Below are 16,288 nucleotides of genomic sequence, written 5' to 3' on the forward strand. Positions count from 1 at the left end.
CGTATTAGAGCGAACGCATGACCGAAACTACTCGTCCCATAATCGTTGCTGCATCGCCAAGAATCGGTTCATAACGTGAGTTTTGCGGCAATAGCCAGGTGTGACCGTCACGTTGACGGAAGGTCTTTACCGTTGCTTCTTCGTCGAGAAGTGCTGCAACGATATCTCCATTATCAGCGTTCTGCTGGCGACGAACCACGACCCAGTCACCGTCGCAGATTGCGGCATCGACCATTGAGTCTCCAGAAACTTTGAGCATGAATAGCTCGCCGTGACCGACCAGCTGGCGAGGCAACGAGAAAACATCTTCAACGGACTGGTCAGCCAGGATCGGGCCACCAGCGGCGATCCGACCAACCAAAGGAACCATGGTGGTGTCGGCGGAGGTGCTGAGTTCGATAACTGTTGCATCTTCGGACGCCGTTGCCTCAGATACCTCGGGGGTTTCCGTATTTCCCTTATCATCGGCTAGCTGTAGGGGAAGCAGGATCTCCATTGCGCGTGGACGACGAGGATCGCGACGGATGTAGCAGAGTTTTTCGAGCTGGCTCAGCTGGTGAGTAACGCTAGAGAGACTCTTGAGTCCGACTGAGTCGCCAATCTCACGCATTGATGGTGGATAGCCATTCTTTCCAATGGATCGCTGGATGGTTTCCAAGATCTTCTTTTGGCGAATCGTCAGCGAACGGGCATTCGATCGGGGAGTGCGTTGTGAAGCTGACATGAGATTTTGCCTTCCCTAGCAATTTTGCGAAAGTTCGTGAGTCCAAACTGTCGGAGCTAGATGGTGTGATGTTTTCATTGCTCGTCTACTTCGAAATCTTAGTAGATAAGTGGCGTTCTTTCAAAGATTTGTTCGAAAACTTCTGGACAAGTTTGATCAAGCTCTGTTAGAACAGATATACGAGATTCGAATACGTCTTCGAATCTTCATCATCGAACACAACTTCGCATCAATCTAGTTCTGAGGAGACATGGTCATGGCAACTGTCGCGCTTGACTCAAATGAAACCAATTCGCCAATGAAGATTCGTATCAACCGTCGCGGTTGGGCTGTTCTAATCGGGATTCCCGTTTTCGCCCTGACCGTCGCAGCTGCCTTCTACTTCTCAATGTTTGCTTCCGATGCGCACGCTTCATCTGAAGTTCCTTCTGGTGTTGAAACCGTTGACGTCACTGTCATTCCAGGTGACACCCTGTGGAGCCTGGCTCAGGAATATGCTCAGGGTTACGACGTTACTTCGGCAGTTAGCCACATCTCCGAGCTGAATTCGCTTGAAGGTACCGAGATTCACGTTGGCGACTCGCTGTCGATTCCAGTGATAGCTGGCTAAAGATCGAAACCGGCCGAGGGATTGTTACCTTGGTCCGTAGCGGATTCACCGCCCAAGCCCGTGCACACGTAGACTTGTTGCGTGAATGACCGCAGTGAACTTTTGAGTCAGCTGCCCTTGCGTGAGAATCTCCGCGGGCTATCCCCATATGGCGCACCACAAATTGATGTGCCCATTCAGCTGAACGTCAATGAGAACACCCATCCGCTACCAACAACGGTTGTGGAAGCCATCGCACAAGAAGTCGCTAAAGCCGCGACAAGTCTTAATCGATATCCCGATCGCGAATTTACTGAACTTCGCGAACTACTCGCCGACTATCTCGGACACGGTCTGTCGACCGACAATATTTGGGCTGCGAATGGATCCAATGAGATCCTGCAGCAAATCCTGCAAGCTTTTGGTGGTCCCGGCCGTAGCCTGATGAGCTTCGGACCAACGTATTCGATGTATCCACTGCTGGCTAGCGGAACCGACACCGCCTATATTGCCGGAAAGCGCGCTGAGGACTTCACCCTCTCGGCCGAGTCAGCAGCAGAGCAGGTTCGCAAAAACAAACCGAACATCGTTTTCCTTTGTTCTCCCAATAATCCCACGGGCACCGCGCTTGGGCTCGACGTCATCACCGAAGTGTATGACGCCATGAGTGAGCACAATGGCGTGGTTATCGTGGACGAAGCTTACGCCGAGTTTTCCCTTGCCAACACTAAATCGGCCCTCACCTTGCTTGAAGGTAGGCAGCGCCTGATCGTCTCTCGAACGATGTCCAAGGCTTTTGGGCTAGCCGGTGCCCGAGTGGGCTACTTGGCGGCCGCACCGGAGGTAACCGACGCAATTCGTTTGGTTCGGTTGCCGTATCACCTGTCTGCAGTCACCCAAGCAACGGCCATAGCCGCGTTGAAAAACATTGAATTGCTGCTTGCCCAAGTTGAAGACATCAAAACTCAACGTGACCGGATCGTTGAAAGACTAAAGTCCTTGGGGCTCAAGCCTTCTGTCTCAGATTCCAACTTCGTCTTCTTCGGCGGATTGGAAGATCCTCACGCGATCTGGGAGGGCTTGCTAGAAGCTGGCATCATTGTCCGAGACAATGGAATCCCGGGTACGTTGCGTGTGACCGCCGGTACCGAATCAGAAACTACAGCATTCCTGGATCGTCTGGCCGAACTGCTCGGCGCGGACAAATAAACAGGAACGAGCGAAGGAAGACATGTCTGCCGAATTGATTGGCGCACGTCGCGCCCGCATGGAACGCGTCACCAGCGAATCGTCCATCTTTGTTGAGCTAGATCTCGACGGAACTGGCGTCTCGGATATCAGCACCTCGGTGCCGTTCTACGACCATATGCTGACCGCGTTGTCCAAGCATTCGCTCATCGACCTCACCGTTCGCGCCACTGGCGATACCCACATCGATGTACACCACACCGTTGAGGACACCGCCATTACCATCGGTGAAGTTCTGCGCGTTGCCCTCGGCAATAAAGCTGGAATTCGCCGCTTCGGCACATCCTACGCTCCGTTGGACGAGGCCCTATCGCGCTCCGTAGTAGATGTTTCAGGTCGTCCATATCTGGTCCATTCAGGTGAGCCAGCAGGTCAGGAGTACCACTTGATTGGCGGACACTTCACCGGTTCGATGACCCGCCACGTTTTTGAAGCCATTACATTCCACGCCCAGATCTGCGCGCACATTGAGGTCCTCTCCGGCCGCGACCCGCACCATATCGTTGAAGCTCAATTCAAATCCTTTGCCCGTGCGTTGCGTGAAGCAGTCGAATTTGATGAGCGCATGGGCGACAAGATTCCATCCACGAAGGGCGCACTGTAAGTGGCAAAGAAGAATGTAGTAGTGCTCGACTACGGTTCGGGCAATGTTCGGTCGGCTGTTCGCGCGCTCGAAGCTGCAGGTGCAGAAGTTGAGCTCACCGCAGATCCGAAAAAAATTGTCGCCGCAGACGGTCTGGTTGTTCCCGGTGTCGGCGCTTACGCCTCGGTGATGGAACAGCTGAAGGCTACCGGAGCGTTGCGCTGGATCGGAAGCCGAATTGCCGGTGGCAAGGCCGTCTTGGGTATCTGCGTCGGTCACCAAGTCTTCTTTGAAGAAGGCGTGGAACACGGAGTGAAAACCGAAGGCATCGGTGAATGGCCAGGAACGGTTGAGCGTCTCAAATCGGACGTTATCCCGCACATGGGATGGAACACCGTTCAGCCTCCAGAGGGCAGTAAATTGTTCGCTGGTGTCGAGAACGAGCGATTCTATTTTGTTCACTCATATGCCGTGCAGAAGTGGGAATTTGACGTCACGCAACCAGCGATGACCCCTCCACAAGTCACATGGAGTACCCACGGAACTCCATTTGTCGCCGCAGTGGAGAACGGGCCACTTTCAGCTGTGCAGTTCCACCCTGAGAAATCAGGCGAAGCCGGCGCTAAACTGCTGCGCAACTGGTTGGACACCCTGTAAATATGTGGACTATCGTGCTTGGGTTCGTTGGCGCTTTCCTTGCCGGAGGAGCCATTTCGCTCAAAAGCCAAAAAGCCCATATCTCATGGGTGATCGCACTCTGGGTACTCGCGGGCATGAGCCTGATCGCCGCGTGGGTGCTGACACTTTAGAATTTTCGTTACTTCACTAAGGACATTATGAGCGAGCAACCAATCCTCGAATTGTTACCTGCGGTAGATATCGCCGGCGGGCAGGCAGTACGCCTGGTGCAGGGCGAAGCGGGATCCGAGACTGGCTACGGTGACCCATTAGAAGCAGCCCTTTCTTGGCAGAACGCTGGGGCTCAATGGCTTCATCTGGTAGACCTAGACGCAGCCTTCGACCGCGGTAGCAACGTCGAGATCGTCCAGCGCATTGCGCAGGAATTGAATATTAAGGTCGAGCTCTCGGGTGGTATCCGCGATGATGCCTCGTTGGATCGTGCGTTGGAGTTTGGAGCCACACGCGTAAATCTAGGCACCGCGGCTCTAGAAAACCCAGAGTGGACCAAGGCTGCCATTGCCCGGCACGGCGACAAGATTGCGGTGGGCATGGACGTTCGCGGAACTACGCTGTCCGGACACGGCTGGACCAAAGACGGCGGAGATCTCTGGGAAGTACTGGCACGCTTGGAAGATGCCGGATGCGCTCGATACGTCGTCACCGACGTGACCAAGGACGGCACATTGCGCGGACCAAACGTTGAATTACTGCGTGAAATTGCCACAAAGACTAGCAAGCCAGTGGTGGCTTCGGGTGGAATCTCATCGCTTGAGGACCTGCGCGTGCTTCGTGAACTCGTTCCTGAAGGAATCGAAGGCGCCATTATGGGCAAGGCTTTGTACTCAGGTCAGTTCACGCTTCAAGAAGCGCTGGATGTAGCAGGTCGCCACTAACGACTACGGCACAGCCTAATTGACGGTTTGAAAGCATTGGCTTTCAAACCGTCAATTTTTTGTTCTGAAACATGACACCTTAACACCCAAGGATGAGTCCGGGACTAGGTAGTGAATCCCGCGAAAATTTTCTGAAGCCAATCACTCGTGGTGTTCAAACTCATGAGTGAAGAAGCAGAAGACCCCTGCAACAACATCGATTCCCCAGTTAGCATGGAGTAATGAGTACGGAGCACAACGAGTCAGCACCTCAACGCCATCTGCCAGGACATATCGTCGCAGCGTTGGCGCAGGCTGGTTCACCTGCAGACTCTGCAGGTCAGAGTTGGGATGGGCGAGACCTCAGCGGCGAGGGCAACCCGTTGCACAACTTTGACAAAGATGACGGTAGCGCCGACTTGAAGGTCATGAACGCACTCTCAGAGTTACGCGCAGGGCGTGGTTCCGAGGCTGAAGTACATCAGGCCATGGCCACCGCACGAGTATTTATCGCGGTTGTGGCCCAGCTCGGCAAAGAAGCAATGGGGGAGCATGGCTTCGCTGCCGATAAAGAAGCCGACATGGCGTTAGTGAAAATCAAGGCTCCGGATGGTCGCATGGCTCTGCCGATTTTCACTACGGTTGAGCGACTGCAGGCTTGGCACAAAGAAGCTCGACCCGTTGCTGTGTTTGCCCCTAGAGCCGCGCTATCGGCGGCAAGCGAAGAATGCCAACTCTTGGTTCTAGATCCAGGAAGCGATTTTACGTTTGTCCTTCGACGACCAGGGGTCTGGAACCTGGCCAAACAGATCCAGTGGATTCCGAGCTATCAGAATCAGCAGATCGCGGACCTAGTCCACAATGCCACGGAAGGTTTCACCCAACTACAAGCCGTGAAATTGGCTCCGGGCAGGGGAGTAGGGTCACGAACCAAGGATGGCCAGGTCGTTCTTGGCGGTGGCTCCGGACCAGAACTCAATTTGCAGTTTGTATTTGCACCAAAAACTCCACCGAACCAAGCGCAGGAAATTACCCGCGCTATCCAGGGACGACTATCCCAAATGACAGAATTCACCGAAGCAGTGGATTCATTAGAACTAAGTTTGCACAGCGCGCCTAGCTAAACTCGGCGGGCTCCTTATCTAGTAAAGGAACACTTCGGGCATGAAAAGCTACTTGCAGATTCTGCGTCAGCCACAAATTTCGCTGTTGCTGCTGATCGGCATGATTGCCCGACTTCCTCACTCGGCCTTGAGCATGCTGTTGCTCTTGCACTTGGTTAATGACCTAGATCAGTCGTGGGTATCGGCGGGTCTAGTGACCGCACTAATGACCGTAGGTATTGCCATCGGCGCCCCGTGGCGCGGTGCACGCGTGGACACCTGGGGCCTGCGCAAAGCTATGTTGCCCTCGGTCATCGTTGAAACGGTGGTTTGGTGCACGGTCCCACACGTGCCCTTGGTCTGGATTTATCCGCTGGCCTTCATTGGTGGACTCTTTGCCCTACCTGTGTTCTCCGTGGTGCGTACAGCGCTAGGAATCATGACCACCGGCGAACAGCGTCGTACAGCATTTGCGTTGGATGCGACCGCTACCGAATTGGTGTTCATTGTCGGCCCGGCCAGCGCCGGAATTGTTGCGACCCAAATCAGTAGCGTGATCGGGCTAAGCGTCATTGGCATCACTGCTTCTTTGGCTGGATTGGCGCTGATGATACTGAACCCTCCGACGCGCAGCGATGATCCCAAGGCCATTGCTTTGCAATCCAACGCGCATGAAGAACGTCTAGGCGCCGAGGCCTCCTTTATTGCGGCGGCACCGGTGGGTGTCCAGGAGGTCGAAGGTGAGCTGATCCTCGCCGGTTGGAAATCTGCTCGGTCTCGCATCAAGAAGCGAGGACGCGCATTTAAGAGTCGTTTCAACTGGGTCAGCGCTTCGGTCCTTGCGGTGTTCATCGCAGCCTCCGGCGCCGGCATGCTGCTGACCGGAACCGAAGTTTCGATCGTTGCTGAACTTGATGCAACCATGCAGGGAGACCAATTGGGGTTGGTGTTCTTCTTCTGGTGTGGTGCTTCGCTCATCGGCGGACTGATCTACGGATCCATGAAACGCGTCGTATCACCGCTGTTGTTGTTGCTGCTGATGGCGCTGTTGACCATCCCGATGTACTTCGCCTCCGGCACTTGGTCCTTGGCATTGCTATCAGCGCTTCCAGGATTCCTGTGCGCACCCACGTTGTCGGCGGCCTCTGAATGGCTCACCGATCTTGTCGCTGAGAAGCGCCGCGGAGAGGCTATGGGCTGGTACGGATCTGCGATGACCGCTGGTACCGCCCTGGGCTCGCCAATTACCGGATTGTTTGTTGACAATATAGGACCGGACTTTGCCTTTATTGCCATTGGCGTCATGGCCGCGATCGTTGTACTCGTGGCCTTATTGGCTCAGCAAATTCGTCGCCGAATGCGTCGCGCCCAAAACCGCCGACGCGAAAACATTGCTTAGGCTTCTCAGCGCAGTCGAGAGTACATAAAAAGATCTTTGGGTTCGCCGTCGATGATTTCCCATCCTCGAAGAAGCCCTTCGCGTTCAAAACCGCAAGCTTGCGCTGCACGCCATGACGCGACGTTCCACGGCTGAACATAAAGTTCGAGCCGATGGATGCCTGGATGAGTCAAACCCCAGGCGCTCAGCGCGCTAAGCGCAGCGGTAACTACACCACGTCCGCGTTCGGCCTCAACGACCCAGTATCCAATGCTCGCACGACCACGGTCGGCATTGCGTAGCCACAGCCCAATCTGGCCGACAGCCGAATTTGTCTGTGCATCAGCAATGGCAAAGGAATAACCGGTGCCGTCAAGGACCCGCTCACGTTGCCGATGGATGAAGCTCACGGCCTCGTCGGCAGACGCCCGATAGGGGAGCGTCGTGATCTGTGAAATGTACTGATCCATGGATGCTTGCTGAACCATTGGGACGTCATTGTCTGAAAATTCTCGAAGATGAAACGAGCCTGCATCAAGTTCGGGTTGTTCAAGCATCTGCATATCGCCAGCCTAATGTGGTGGATACAACAATGAGCCCGACTCTAAAGGAGTCGAGCCCATGATGTTAATCTCTTAAAAACTGCGGAATTTTCTTAGTTGACCGGACCGGTGAACTTCTCACCCGGGCCCTTTCCTGGCGCATCTGGAATCAGCGAAGCTTCACGGAAAGCTAGCTGAAGGCTACGCAAACCATCGCGCAACGGAGCTGCATGCTGAGAGCCGATCTCTGGTGCACCCGCGGTGACTAGGCCTGCAAGGGCGGTGATGAGCTTGCGTGCTTCATCTAGGTCCTTGAGCTCTTCGGCGTCTGCGCCTTCTGCAAGGCCACATTTAACTGCAGCTGCGCTCATCAGGTGAACAGCTGCGGTGGTGATGATTTCTACTGCCGGAACTTCGGCGATGTCGCGCACCTGCTGGTCGACGAGGTGCTGATGCGAGTTGGTGTCTTCGGTACTCATACTGCTAAGCTTGTCACAGACCGACTCGATGCCGGTACTTCTCATGACGTTCAGTTAGATCTGGACGGGGATTCGTACTAGTATTGAGCCATGCAAGTGGAGGCCAACTCCCACCCGCTGTCGCCGTTTCCAGGCTTCCGGGTATTTCGGCGGGATAGTAAGTATTCAATCCTCAAACGCAGGCGCAATGATTTGCGCCTATCGTTATGTCGTCCTCATTGGCCTTCGCCTGCAATCGCAGACGGGGGCCTTCTTCGTTTGCGGTCATGGATTACGAATTTCAGGAGTGACACATCAGCGATCCACGCATTAATGAGCGCATTCGCGTGCCAGAGGTACGTCTCGTCGGCCCCAATGGTGAGCAGGTAGGCATCGTCCGCATCGAGGACGCGCTTCGTTTGGCTCATGAGTCCGATCTGGACTTGGTCGAGGTGGCACCCAACGCCAAGCCTCCAGTATGCAAACTGATGGACTTCGGCAAGTACAAGTACGAGGCTGCAGTCAAGGCTCGTGAAGCTCGTAAAAACCAGACCAACACGGTTCTGAAGGAAGTTCGCTTCCGCCTAAAGATTGATACTCACGACTATGAGACCAAGGTTGGGCATGCACTGCGCTTCCTGGGCGCTGGTGACAAGGTGAAAGCCATGATCCAGTTCCGTGGCCGTGAACAGCAGCGACCAGAGATGGGTATTCGCTTGCTAGAAAAGTTTGCAGCAGACGTAGCAGCGGTTGGAATCATTGAGTCCAGCCCACGCATCGATGGCCGAAACATGGTCATGGTTGTAGGTCCGCTGAAGAACAAGGCAGAGGCTCGCCGCGAACAGCAGCAGAAGTCCGGTGGTCGCGATTCGGCTAAGCGCAAGATCCGCACCGACGCTCCAGTTGAGACCGAGGGCCAGAACGTCGCAGCATCAATGGATGACGAAGCCCGCGCCAAGTTGGAGCAGGCACGTCAGGCAGCTGAAGGCGACGCCTAGCCAAGCCTGTTGGGCTTTCGAGCCCGTCACCGTTTACGGTGAAGGATCTTCCTCTTGGGAAGATCCAACTACAAGAGAACAACAGCGGTCACCTCAACGGGGCCCGCTTCGGATGATCCCCATTCGGTAATTTTGCCGGATGGAGCACGTTAGGAGAACGGCAGCTATGCCGAAGTTCAAGACTCACAGTGGCGCCAAGAAGCGCTTCAAGCTCACCGGTAGCGGTAAGCTCGCTCGCCAGCAGGCCAACCGTCGCCACTACCTGGAGCACAAGTCCTCGCGCGTTACCCGTCGCCTGGCTTCTGACCAGATCGTCGCTAAGGCCGATGTAAAGACCATCAAGCGGATGCTGGGCCTCTAAGCTCTCCCTTTCGCAATACGGGGAAGTTATAGCCCCAACACCATAGATTTCTCCCATCTCGCAACACCGCGAGCACTGGGGAACCGACTTGAAGGAGTACACACGTGGCACGTGTGAAGCGGGCAGTAAACGCCCACAAGAAGCGTCGCGTCGTTCTGGAACGCGCAAAGGGTTACCGCGGTCAGCGTTCGCGCCTGTACCGTAAGGCTAAGGAGCAGTTGCTCCACTCGTTCGTTTACAGCTTCAACGACCGTCGCAAGCGTAAGGGTGACTTCCGTCGCCTGTGGATCCAGCGCATTAACGCTGCATCCCGCGCTAACGGCATGACCTACAACCGTCTGATCCAGGGCCTGAAGGCTGCACAGATCGAGGTTGACCGTCGTATGCTCGCTGAGCTGGCTGTTTCGGACTCGAACGCATTCGCTACCTTGGTCAAGGTTGCAAAGGAAGCTCTTCCAGCTGACGTCAACGCTCCACGCGCTGCCGCTGAGGTTGCTGCTCCAAAGGCTGCTAAGGCACCTAAGGCTGCCGCTCCAAAGGCTGCTGCAAAGTCCGTTGAGGGCGAAGGCGTAGTCAAGGCTGTTGAAGGCGAAGCTGCACCTGAGGGCTTCGTTATCAAGGGCAACGCTGGCTCGAACAAGTACCACGTACCAGGCTCGACCTGGTACGACCAGACCGAAGCTGAGTTCTGGTTCAACTCCATCGAAGCTGCTAAGGCTGCAGGCTTCGAACCAGCTGGTGGAGAATCCCGCCAGCAGATGAAGTAAATCTTTTCTCCCTTTGAGCTAAGGCTCAGGTAGGACAGATCACACCGATGGGTGGGTACCGCGATCACGCGGAACCCACCCATTAGTGTTTCTAACGGTATTCTCGAACTATGAGCAGTTTTTCCCCTGAAGTGATGACCAATGCACGCGCCGAGAAAGTCAAGGCGGTGGCCCGCCTCGCCAACCGCAAGGGGCGTGAAGCTACGGGGGAGTTCCTGGTCGAAGGACCCCAAGCGGTACGTGAAGCACTCAAGGCCCACCTCACTGACGATAACCTCGTCCAGGCCGTTTATGTGGTCGGCGGATTCCTTGAGAGTCACGAAGAATTTGAGCAGCTCCTGGACCAAACACAAGTGCCCACTCGGATCGTTACCGGCGAAGTCTTGCACGCCATGGCTGACACCCAAACCCCGCAGGGTATCTTGGCCGTGGCAGCCATTGCTCAACCGCAACTAAGTGAAGTACTTGCCGCCAAGCCAAAACTTATCGCCGTGCTATGCCGGGTCCAAGATCCAGGTAATGCTGGAACCGTCCTGCGTGCAGCCGATGCGGCGGGCGCCGACGCAGTGATCCTGACCAAAGGCAGCGTCGATATTTACAATCCCAAAGCCGTGCGTTCGACCGTCGGATCCATTTTCCACCTGCCGGTGTTGAGCAACATCGAATTTGAACACCTGGTTCAGGCCGCTAAGGCCACCGGCAACCAAATCCTGGCCGCCGATGGATACGGGGCGAAAAACCTTGATGAGCTGCAAGATGCCGCCGTCTTGCGCGCTCATGCTTCGGGCGAGGGCCCAGAAGCCGATCAGCCAGCTTTGGAGTCTTCGACCATATGGTTATTTGGCAATGAGGGGCAAGGACTGGAAGAGTCTGAAAAACAAGCCGCCGATCACGCTGTGGCGGTGCCACTGTACGGAGTCGCGGAATCCTTGAACGTCGGTACCGCGGCCACTGTCTGTTTGTACGCCTCTGCTCGCGCACAACGCTCAGCAAAATAAAGGTCGGATTCATGGTTCAAACAGGGACACTCAAACAAATCGTAGCGGTGGCCATCGTTGATGATCTCACTACGCCGACTCAGCTCTTAGCTGCCCGACGAAACCGCCCGGAGTCCTTGGCCGGCCTGTGGGAATTTCCCGGTGGCAAGGTTGAGCCCGGAGAGAACGAAATCGATGCGGTACACCGCGAACTACGCGAAGAGCTGGGCGTGAAGATTCAGCTCGGCGCGATGATTTCCGGGCCGCACGCGCAGGGGTGGCAACTCAACGAAAAAGCCGCCATGCGCATGTGGTTTGCACAAATCATTGATGGTGAACCTGCGACCCTTGACGGTCACGATCAATTAGCGTGGCTGGACTTAGATGATTCGTTGAGCGAAGTAGTTCCATGGATTCCTGCCGACGCTCCGATTGTTACCGCATGTCTGGCCCTAGCCCGTTTAGGGGCAGTGAGCTAATCACCCGTAAGCTGGGATGAACGCCGTGTGAGGCACCCTAATCAACACACCAAAAATCTTGAGGAGCCCTTTTTCGTGAAGAAACTGTTCAGCGTGATTGCGCTGGTCTTTACTGCCATCCTTGCCCTGTCCGGTTGCGTAAACATGAACGCAGAAATCAACGTTGAAGGACAGAACAAAGCTTCCGGTGTTGTCCAGGTGGGCATCAACAAGGAAAACCTTCAAGGTCAAAGCATTGACCAAGTGATGCCTTCCATAGTGGATGTTGCCGCGATGGAGAAGCAAATCGACGGTCAGTGGACCTACGAGAAGTTCGACGACGGTGAAAACGTAGGACTGCGTTTTGATACCGAAGGTGCCATGACTTACACCCAGTTAGCTGATGCCTTCAAGATCTTTGGTTTCCAGTTTGCGCTAGCTGATGATGGCAAGGAAGTTACTTTCTCTATGCCAGGGGATAAGGCCAAGGTTGACCAGAACTTCACCGAAGCTAACGTTGCTGTGAAGTTCCCAGGGCAGGTAACTTCGCACGCACCCGGCGTGGTTGATGGCCACACCGTCACCTTCGACCTGACCAAGGGTGCTTCGGTATACCAAGCTACTGGTACCTTCGATCACACCATGCTCTATTCGCTGATCTTCGGCGGAGCACTGCTGGTGTTGGCATTCGTATTTGTCTTTGCGTTCGCACCAAAGGGCGTCAAAGAAGCTCACTAAGCAAAAAAATTCTGCTTCGAGGTAAGAAGCTTCACGCCAAGGGCCCGTCATCGGTGAAACGATCACGGGCCCTTGGCAATAGAATGGAAGCAAAGTGTTCTACGCGTAAGTACAAGATAAGAGTAAGGATCGATCGATCCCATGTCTGATCAGACAACTGGAGTTGCTCCCGACGGGGAGACCAATGTTCCACACCCAACCGATGAAGCCGGAATCAGCGTTGCCGTTGAAGCTGCGCTAGCTGCCATCGAGGCAGCTAGCGACTTGAACGAACTCAAGGAAGCCCGACTCTCGCACACCGGCGAAAAATCTGCCCTGTCACTGGCTAACCGCCAGATTGGCAAGCTAGATAAGTCCGAAAAGGCCGTTGCCGGCAAGCTGGTAGGTTCGGCCCGCGGACGAGTCAACAAGGCCCTAAGTGCCCGCACCGTGGTGCTTGAAGAAGCAGAAGCTGCTCGCATCCTGGTTGAAGAAACCGTTGACGTGACCGCGGCGCCTCGCCGTCGTAGCGTTGGCGCCCGCCACCCACTCTCGGTGCTCCAAGACCGGGTTTCCGACATCTTTGTTGGCATGGGTTGGGAAATTGCCGAAGGCCCAGAAGTTGAATCCGAATGGTTCAACTTTGACGCGCTGAACTTCAAGCCAGACCACCCGGCCCGTGAAATGCAGGACACCTTCTTCATCGAGCCTGCCGACGCTCACCTGGTCTTGCGTACCCACACCTCACCGGTGCAGGTTCGCTCCATGCTGCAACGTGAGGTTCCGGTCTACGTGCTGTGCCCAGGGCGCACCTTCCGTACCGACGAGCTGGACGCCACCCACACTCCGGTCTTCCATCAGTTCGAAGGCTTGGCCGTGGACAAGGGGCTGACCATGGCTGATCTGCGTGGCACCCTGGAGCACTTCGCCCGCCAGATGTTCGGCGAAGAAGCCCAGATCCGCCTGCGCCCAGCCTACTTCCCGTTCACCGAGCCATCGGCCGAGCTGGACATCTGGCACCCAGGTGCCAAGGGCGGCCCCCGCTGGATCGAATGGGGCGGCTGCGGCATGATCAACCCGAACGTTCTGCGCGCCGCTGGCATCGATCCGGAAGAATACTCCGGCTTCGCCTTCGGCATGGGCATTGAGCGCACGCTTATGTTCCGCAACGATGTCCCTGACATGCACGACATGATCGAGGGCGACATCCGTTTCAGCCAGCACTTCGGGATGGAGATCTAAGTAATGCGTATTCCACTATCTTGGCTGCGCGAGTACGCGCAGGTTCCAGCCGATGCATCGGCTGAAGACATCATGGCAGATCTAGTTAAGGTCGGTCTTGAAGAAGAAGACGTCCACCGTCCAACCGATGAGCTCTCGGGCCCGATCGTGGTCGGCCAGGTGCTCTCCTTGGAAAAGGAAGTTGCTTCCAACGGCAAGACCATCAACTGGTGCCAGGTCCGAGTGGTCCCAGAAGGCACCGAGCAGACCCTGACCGGCAAGGGCATCGACCCATCCGGTGTTCAGGGAATTGTCTGCGGCGCGCACAACTTCGTTGAAGGCGACAAGGTTGTTGTCACCCTGCCCGGTGCCGTACTGCCTGGGGACTTCAAGATCTCCCCACGCAAGACCTACGGCCACACCTCGGCCGGCATGATCGCTTCATCTCGCGAACTGGGCATCGGCGATGACCACGACGGCATCATCGTGCTCTCCAACTACGGGTTGGACCCGGAGCTGGGCACCGATGTCTTCGAGCTGTTCGGACTGAACGATCAGGCCGCAGAGATCAACGTAACCCCGGACCGTGGCTACTGCTTCTCGATTCGTGGCGTCGCTCGCGAGTACGCGCTGGCAACCGGAACCTCCTTCACCGATCCAACTACCACCGTGGTGGTCACTGAAGCTACCGGCGCCGGTCACACCGTGACACTTGCCGACACGGATCCAATTTACGGTGTGCCAGGGTGCACCCGCTTTGTCACCCGTGAAGTCACCGGCATCAACCCGAGCCTGCCAACTCCACGCTGGATGGCTTCGCGCCTGCAGCTGGCCGGCATGCGTTCGATCTCGTTGGCCGTGGACATCTCCAACTACGTCATGCTGGAACTCGGCGCACCGTTGCACTTCTACGATGCCGACAAGCTCACCGGTGAGATCACCGTGCGCCGCGCCAATGCGGGGGAGAAGCTGACCACGCTGGATGAGAAGGAACGCGAGCTTTCCACCGAGGACCTGCTGATCACCGATCAGTCAGGTGCTTTGGGCATTGCCGGTGTCATGGGTGGGGCTTCGACCGAAGTATCTGAGACCACCAGCCGTGTTTTGATCGAGGCTGCACACTTTGATGCGGTCTCCATCGGTCGTTCCCGTCGTCGTCATAAGCTACCTTCGGAAGCTTCCAAGCGCTTTGAGCGTGGCGTTGACCCGCACATCATGGCGATTGCAGCTCAGCGCGCGGTGAACCTGCTCGTAGAGCTGGCCGGTGGCACCGAAACCACCAACATCACCGACGCTGGTGAACAGCCTGCAGCCACGCAGATCCAGCTACCTGCTGGCTTTGCTAGCGCACTGATCGGCGTTGATTACACCGACGAGCAGACCGTTGCTGCGCTGGAAGGCATTGGCGCAAGCGTCGATAAGAACAGCACCGGCTTCCTGGTCACCGCGCCAAGTTGGCGTCCAGACCTTGCCATCAAGGAAGACCTGGTGGAAGAAGTAGCCCGTGTGGTTGGCTACGACAAGATTCCAGCCACCTTGCCGGTAGCACCTCCGGGCCGTGGCCTGACTCGTGCGCAGTCCCAGCGTCGTCGCCTGCTTCAGGGCTTGGCAGATGCAGGACTGACCGAGATCCTGTCCTACCCGTTCGTCTCTGAAGCGCAGAACAACACCTTTGGTGCAGCGGAAGCTGGTACCGAGGTCAAAGCGATCTCCTTGGCCAACCCAATCTCCAAGGAATTCCGCTTCCTGCGCACCAGCATGTTGCCAGGCCTGTTGGAAACCGCGCGCCGTAACATCGGCCGTGGCTTCCGCGATCTGGCCTTGTACGAGGGCGGCCTCGTATTCCAGCCGGGTGAGCAGTTGGGTTCTTCAGTTCTTCCTCCACTGGGCGCCAAGCCTAGCGAAGAGGTTCTGGCAGAGCTGTTCAATGGCGTCCCAAATCAGCCATGGCACCTAGCTGCGGTGTTCACCGGGAACGAAGCATCTGCTGCTGCAGGATTCGCACCACGCGCTTGGGACTGGGCTGACGCACTGGATGCCGCGCGCACCGTTGCCGACATCCTAGGCGTAGAGCTCGAAGTTGCTCAGGGTAGCCACCAAGCCTTCCACCCAGGCCGAGCTGCGACTTTGAAGGTGGCCGGCGAAGTTGTTGGATACGCCGGTGAACTGCACCCACAGCTGCTCAAGGATTCGGATCTTCCAGCTCGCACCGTGGCCATGGAACTGAATGCTGCGGCTTTGATGGAGGCAACTCCTGCCGTTGTTGTTGCACAGCAGTTGTCCACTCAGCCGCTGGCTACTCAGGACGTAGCTTTGGTTGTTGACCAAGACGTTGTTGCTGGTGAGGTACTTGCTGCCTTGCGCGAAGGAGCCGGAGACCTGCTAGAAGACGTCGCGCTCTTTGACGTCTATCAGGGCAAGGGCATTGAGGATGGCAAGAAGTCTTTGGCCTTCGGCCTGCGCTTCCGTGCTACCGACCGTACCTTGACCGCTGATGAGGCTTCCGAGGCACGCGCCGCGGCTGTCGCCGTAGCGGCGCAGAAGTTTGGTGCAACCCAGCGTTAGCGCAAACTGCCGATGCCCCATCGATTGCTCTGAAACTCTATGAGCA

At 56.2% G+C, this 16,288-nt stretch carries 19 protein-coding genes; 16 read left to right on the top strand and 3 right to left on the bottom strand.

What is annotated here, in order from left to right:
• Positions 1 to 4 precede the first annotated feature (4 nt).
• A complete protein-coding gene (gene lexA, locus FJV47_RS16195; RefSeq protein ID WP_159614793.1) occupies positions 5 to 724 on the bottom strand; it encodes a transcriptional repressor LexA in 720 nt (239 codons plus the stop codon).
• 256 nt (positions 725 to 980) lie between these two features.
• On the opposite strand from lexA, the gene FJV47_RS16200 reads away from it, so the two are divergent.
• The 8 genes from FJV47_RS16200 to FJV47_RS16230 all read left to right on the top strand — a co-directional run bounded on the left by FJV47_RS16200 (position 981) and on the right by FJV47_RS16230 (position 7,199).
• The gene (locus tag FJV47_RS16200) at positions 981 to 1,334 is read left to right on the top strand and encodes a LysM peptidoglycan-binding domain-containing protein (RefSeq protein WP_159614795.1); all 354 of its coding nucleotides are present in this window, start codon (positions 981 to 983) and stop codon (positions 1,332 to 1,334) included.
• An 81-nt stretch (positions 1,335 to 1,415) separates the two neighbouring features.
• Positions 1,416 to 2,522: a histidinol-phosphate transaminase gene (locus tag FJV47_RS16205; protein ID WP_159614797.1), complete on the top strand. Its 1,107-nt coding sequence runs from the start codon at positions 1,416 to 1,418 to the stop codon at positions 2,520 to 2,522.
• A gap of 22 nt (positions 2,523 to 2,544) precedes the next feature.
• Positions 2,545 to 3,165, top strand: a complete 621-nt coding sequence (gene hisB, locus FJV47_RS16210) for an imidazoleglycerol-phosphate dehydratase HisB (protein WP_159614799.1) — start codon at positions 2,545 to 2,547, stop codon at positions 3,163 to 3,165.
• Positions 3,166 to 3,801 carry an imidazole glycerol phosphate synthase subunit HisH gene (gene hisH, locus FJV47_RS16215; RefSeq protein ID WP_159614801.1) on the top strand — a complete coding sequence of 212 codons (636 nt, stop codon included), beginning with the start codon at positions 3,166 to 3,168 and terminating at the stop codon, positions 3,799 to 3,801. It abuts the gene before it with no gap.
• A gap of 2 nt (positions 3,802 to 3,803) precedes the next feature.
• Entirely contained in the window at positions 3,804 to 3,953 is a 150-nt protein-coding gene (locus FJV47_RS16500) for a hypothetical protein (RefSeq protein ID WP_200832028.1), read from the top strand.
• 27 nt (positions 3,954 to 3,980) lie between these two features.
• A complete protein-coding gene (priA, locus tag FJV47_RS16220) occupies positions 3,981 to 4,718 on the top strand; it encodes a bifunctional 1-(5-phosphoribosyl)-5-((5-phosphoribosylamino)methylideneamino)imidazole-4-carboxamide isomerase/phosphoribosylanthranilate isomerase PriA (RefSeq protein ID WP_159614803.1) in 738 nt (245 codons plus the stop codon).
• A 221-nt stretch (positions 4,719 to 4,939) separates the two neighbouring features.
• Positions 4,940 to 5,821 (top strand): SseB family protein, encoded by an 882-nt coding sequence (locus tag FJV47_RS16225; protein ID WP_159614805.1) that lies wholly within the window; start codon positions 4,940 to 4,942, stop codon positions 5,819 to 5,821.
• Between the two features lie 40 nt (positions 5,822 to 5,861).
• Positions 5,862 to 7,199, top strand: a complete 1,338-nt coding sequence (locus FJV47_RS16230; RefSeq protein ID WP_159614807.1) for an MFS transporter — start codon at positions 5,862 to 5,864, stop codon at positions 7,197 to 7,199.
• 5 nt (positions 7,200 to 7,204) lie between these two features.
• On the opposite strand, the gene FJV47_RS16235 is transcribed toward FJV47_RS16230, so the two are convergent.
• Together FJV47_RS16235 and FJV47_RS16240 are read right to left on the bottom strand one after the other, a co-directional pair.
• Positions 7,205 to 7,741, bottom strand: a complete 537-nt coding sequence (locus tag FJV47_RS16235; protein ID WP_159614809.1) for a GNAT family N-acetyltransferase — start codon at positions 7,739 to 7,741, stop codon at positions 7,205 to 7,207.
• A gap of 92 nt (positions 7,742 to 7,833) precedes the next feature.
• Entirely contained in the window at positions 7,834 to 8,199 is a 366-nt protein-coding gene (locus tag FJV47_RS16240; protein WP_159614811.1) for a DUF1844 domain-containing protein, read from the bottom strand.
• Between the two features lie 326 nt (positions 8,200 to 8,525).
• On the opposite strand from FJV47_RS16240, the gene infC reads away from it, so the two are divergent.
• The 8 genes from infC to pheT all read left to right on the top strand — a co-directional run bounded on the left by infC (position 8,526) and on the right by pheT (position 16,242).
• A complete protein-coding gene (gene infC, locus FJV47_RS16245; protein WP_235026506.1) occupies positions 8,526 to 9,176 on the top strand; it encodes a translation initiation factor IF-3 in 651 nt (216 codons plus the stop codon).
• 166 nt (positions 9,177 to 9,342) lie between these two features.
• A complete protein-coding gene (rpmI, locus tag FJV47_RS16250) occupies positions 9,343 to 9,537 on the top strand; it encodes a 50S ribosomal protein L35 (protein ID WP_013348480.1) in 195 nt (64 codons plus the stop codon).
• Between the two features lie 104 nt (positions 9,538 to 9,641).
• A complete protein-coding gene (rplT, locus tag FJV47_RS16255; RefSeq protein ID WP_159614813.1) occupies positions 9,642 to 10,304 on the top strand; it encodes a 50S ribosomal protein L20 in 663 nt (220 codons plus the stop codon).
• A gap of 110 nt (positions 10,305 to 10,414) precedes the next feature.
• A complete protein-coding gene (locus FJV47_RS16260; RefSeq protein ID WP_159614815.1) occupies positions 10,415 to 11,302 on the top strand; it encodes an RNA methyltransferase in 888 nt (295 codons plus the stop codon).
• Positions 11,303 to 11,313: 11 nt separating this feature from the next.
• Positions 11,314 to 11,760, top strand: a complete 447-nt coding sequence (locus FJV47_RS16265; RefSeq protein WP_159614817.1) for a (deoxy)nucleoside triphosphate pyrophosphohydrolase — start codon at positions 11,314 to 11,316, stop codon at positions 11,758 to 11,760.
• A gap of 75 nt (positions 11,761 to 11,835) precedes the next feature.
• Positions 11,836 to 12,477, top strand: a complete 642-nt coding sequence (locus FJV47_RS16270) for a hypothetical protein (protein ID WP_159614819.1) — start codon at positions 11,836 to 11,838, stop codon at positions 12,475 to 12,477.
• A gap of 141 nt (positions 12,478 to 12,618) precedes the next feature.
• Entirely contained in the window at positions 12,619 to 13,698 is a 1,080-nt protein-coding gene (locus FJV47_RS16275) for a phenylalanine--tRNA ligase subunit alpha (protein WP_159614821.1), read from the top strand.
• Between the two features lie 3 nt (positions 13,699 to 13,701).
• On the top strand, positions 13,702 to 16,242 hold the full coding sequence (gene pheT / locus FJV47_RS16280; protein ID WP_159614823.1) for a phenylalanine--tRNA ligase subunit beta: 2,541 nt from the start codon (positions 13,702 to 13,704) through the stop codon (positions 16,240 to 16,242).
• Positions 16,243 to 16,288 lie beyond the last annotated feature (46 nt).

The organism is Glutamicibacter sp. JC586 (assembly GCF_009805585.1).
Classification (GTDB): domain Bacteria; phylum Actinomycetota; class Actinomycetes; order Actinomycetales; family Micrococcaceae; genus Glutamicibacter.

Bases quoted from the DNA above. Each gene is read 5' to 3' on its own strand.
- lexA (WP_159614793.1), bottom strand. From the start codon at position 724: ATGTCAGCTTCACAACGCACTCCCCGATCGAATGCCCGTTCGCTGACG.
- FJV47_RS16200 (WP_159614795.1), top strand. From the start codon at position 981: ATGGCAACTGTCGCGCTTGACTCAAATGAAACCAATTCGCCAATGAAG.
- hisB (WP_159614799.1), top strand. From the start codon at position 2,545: ATGTCTGCCGAATTGATTGGCGCACGTCGCGCCCGCATGGAACGCGTC.
- FJV47_RS16500 (WP_200832028.1), top strand. From the start codon at position 3,804: ATGTGGACTATCGTGCTTGGGTTCGTTGGCGCTTTCCTTGCCGGAGGA.
- priA (WP_159614803.1), top strand. From the start codon at position 3,981: ATGAGCGAGCAACCAATCCTCGAATTGTTACCTGCGGTAGATATCGCC.
- FJV47_RS16225 (WP_159614805.1), top strand. From the start codon at position 4,940: ATGAGTACGGAGCACAACGAGTCAGCACCTCAACGCCATCTGCCAGGA.
- FJV47_RS16230 (WP_159614807.1), top strand. From the start codon at position 5,862: ATGAAAAGCTACTTGCAGATTCTGCGTCAGCCACAAATTTCGCTGTTG.
- FJV47_RS16235 (WP_159614809.1), bottom strand. From the start codon at position 7,741: ATGCAGATGCTTGAACAACCCGAACTTGATGCAGGCTCGTTTCATCTT.
- FJV47_RS16240 (WP_159614811.1), bottom strand. From the start codon at position 8,199: ATGAGTACCGAAGACACCAACTCGCATCAGCACCTCGTCGACCAGCAG.
- rpmI (WP_013348480.1), top strand. From the start codon at position 9,343: ATGCCGAAGTTCAAGACTCACAGTGGCGCCAAGAAGCGCTTCAAGCTC.
- FJV47_RS16260 (WP_159614815.1), top strand. From the start codon at position 10,415: ATGAGCAGTTTTTCCCCTGAAGTGATGACCAATGCACGCGCCGAGAAA.
- FJV47_RS16265 (WP_159614817.1), top strand. From the start codon at position 11,314: ATGGTTCAAACAGGGACACTCAAACAAATCGTAGCGGTGGCCATCGTT.
- FJV47_RS16275 (WP_159614821.1), top strand. From the start codon at position 12,619: ATGTCTGATCAGACAACTGGAGTTGCTCCCGACGGGGAGACCAATGTT.
- pheT (WP_159614823.1), top strand. From the start codon at position 13,702: ATGCGTATTCCACTATCTTGGCTGCGCGAGTACGCGCAGGTTCCAGCC.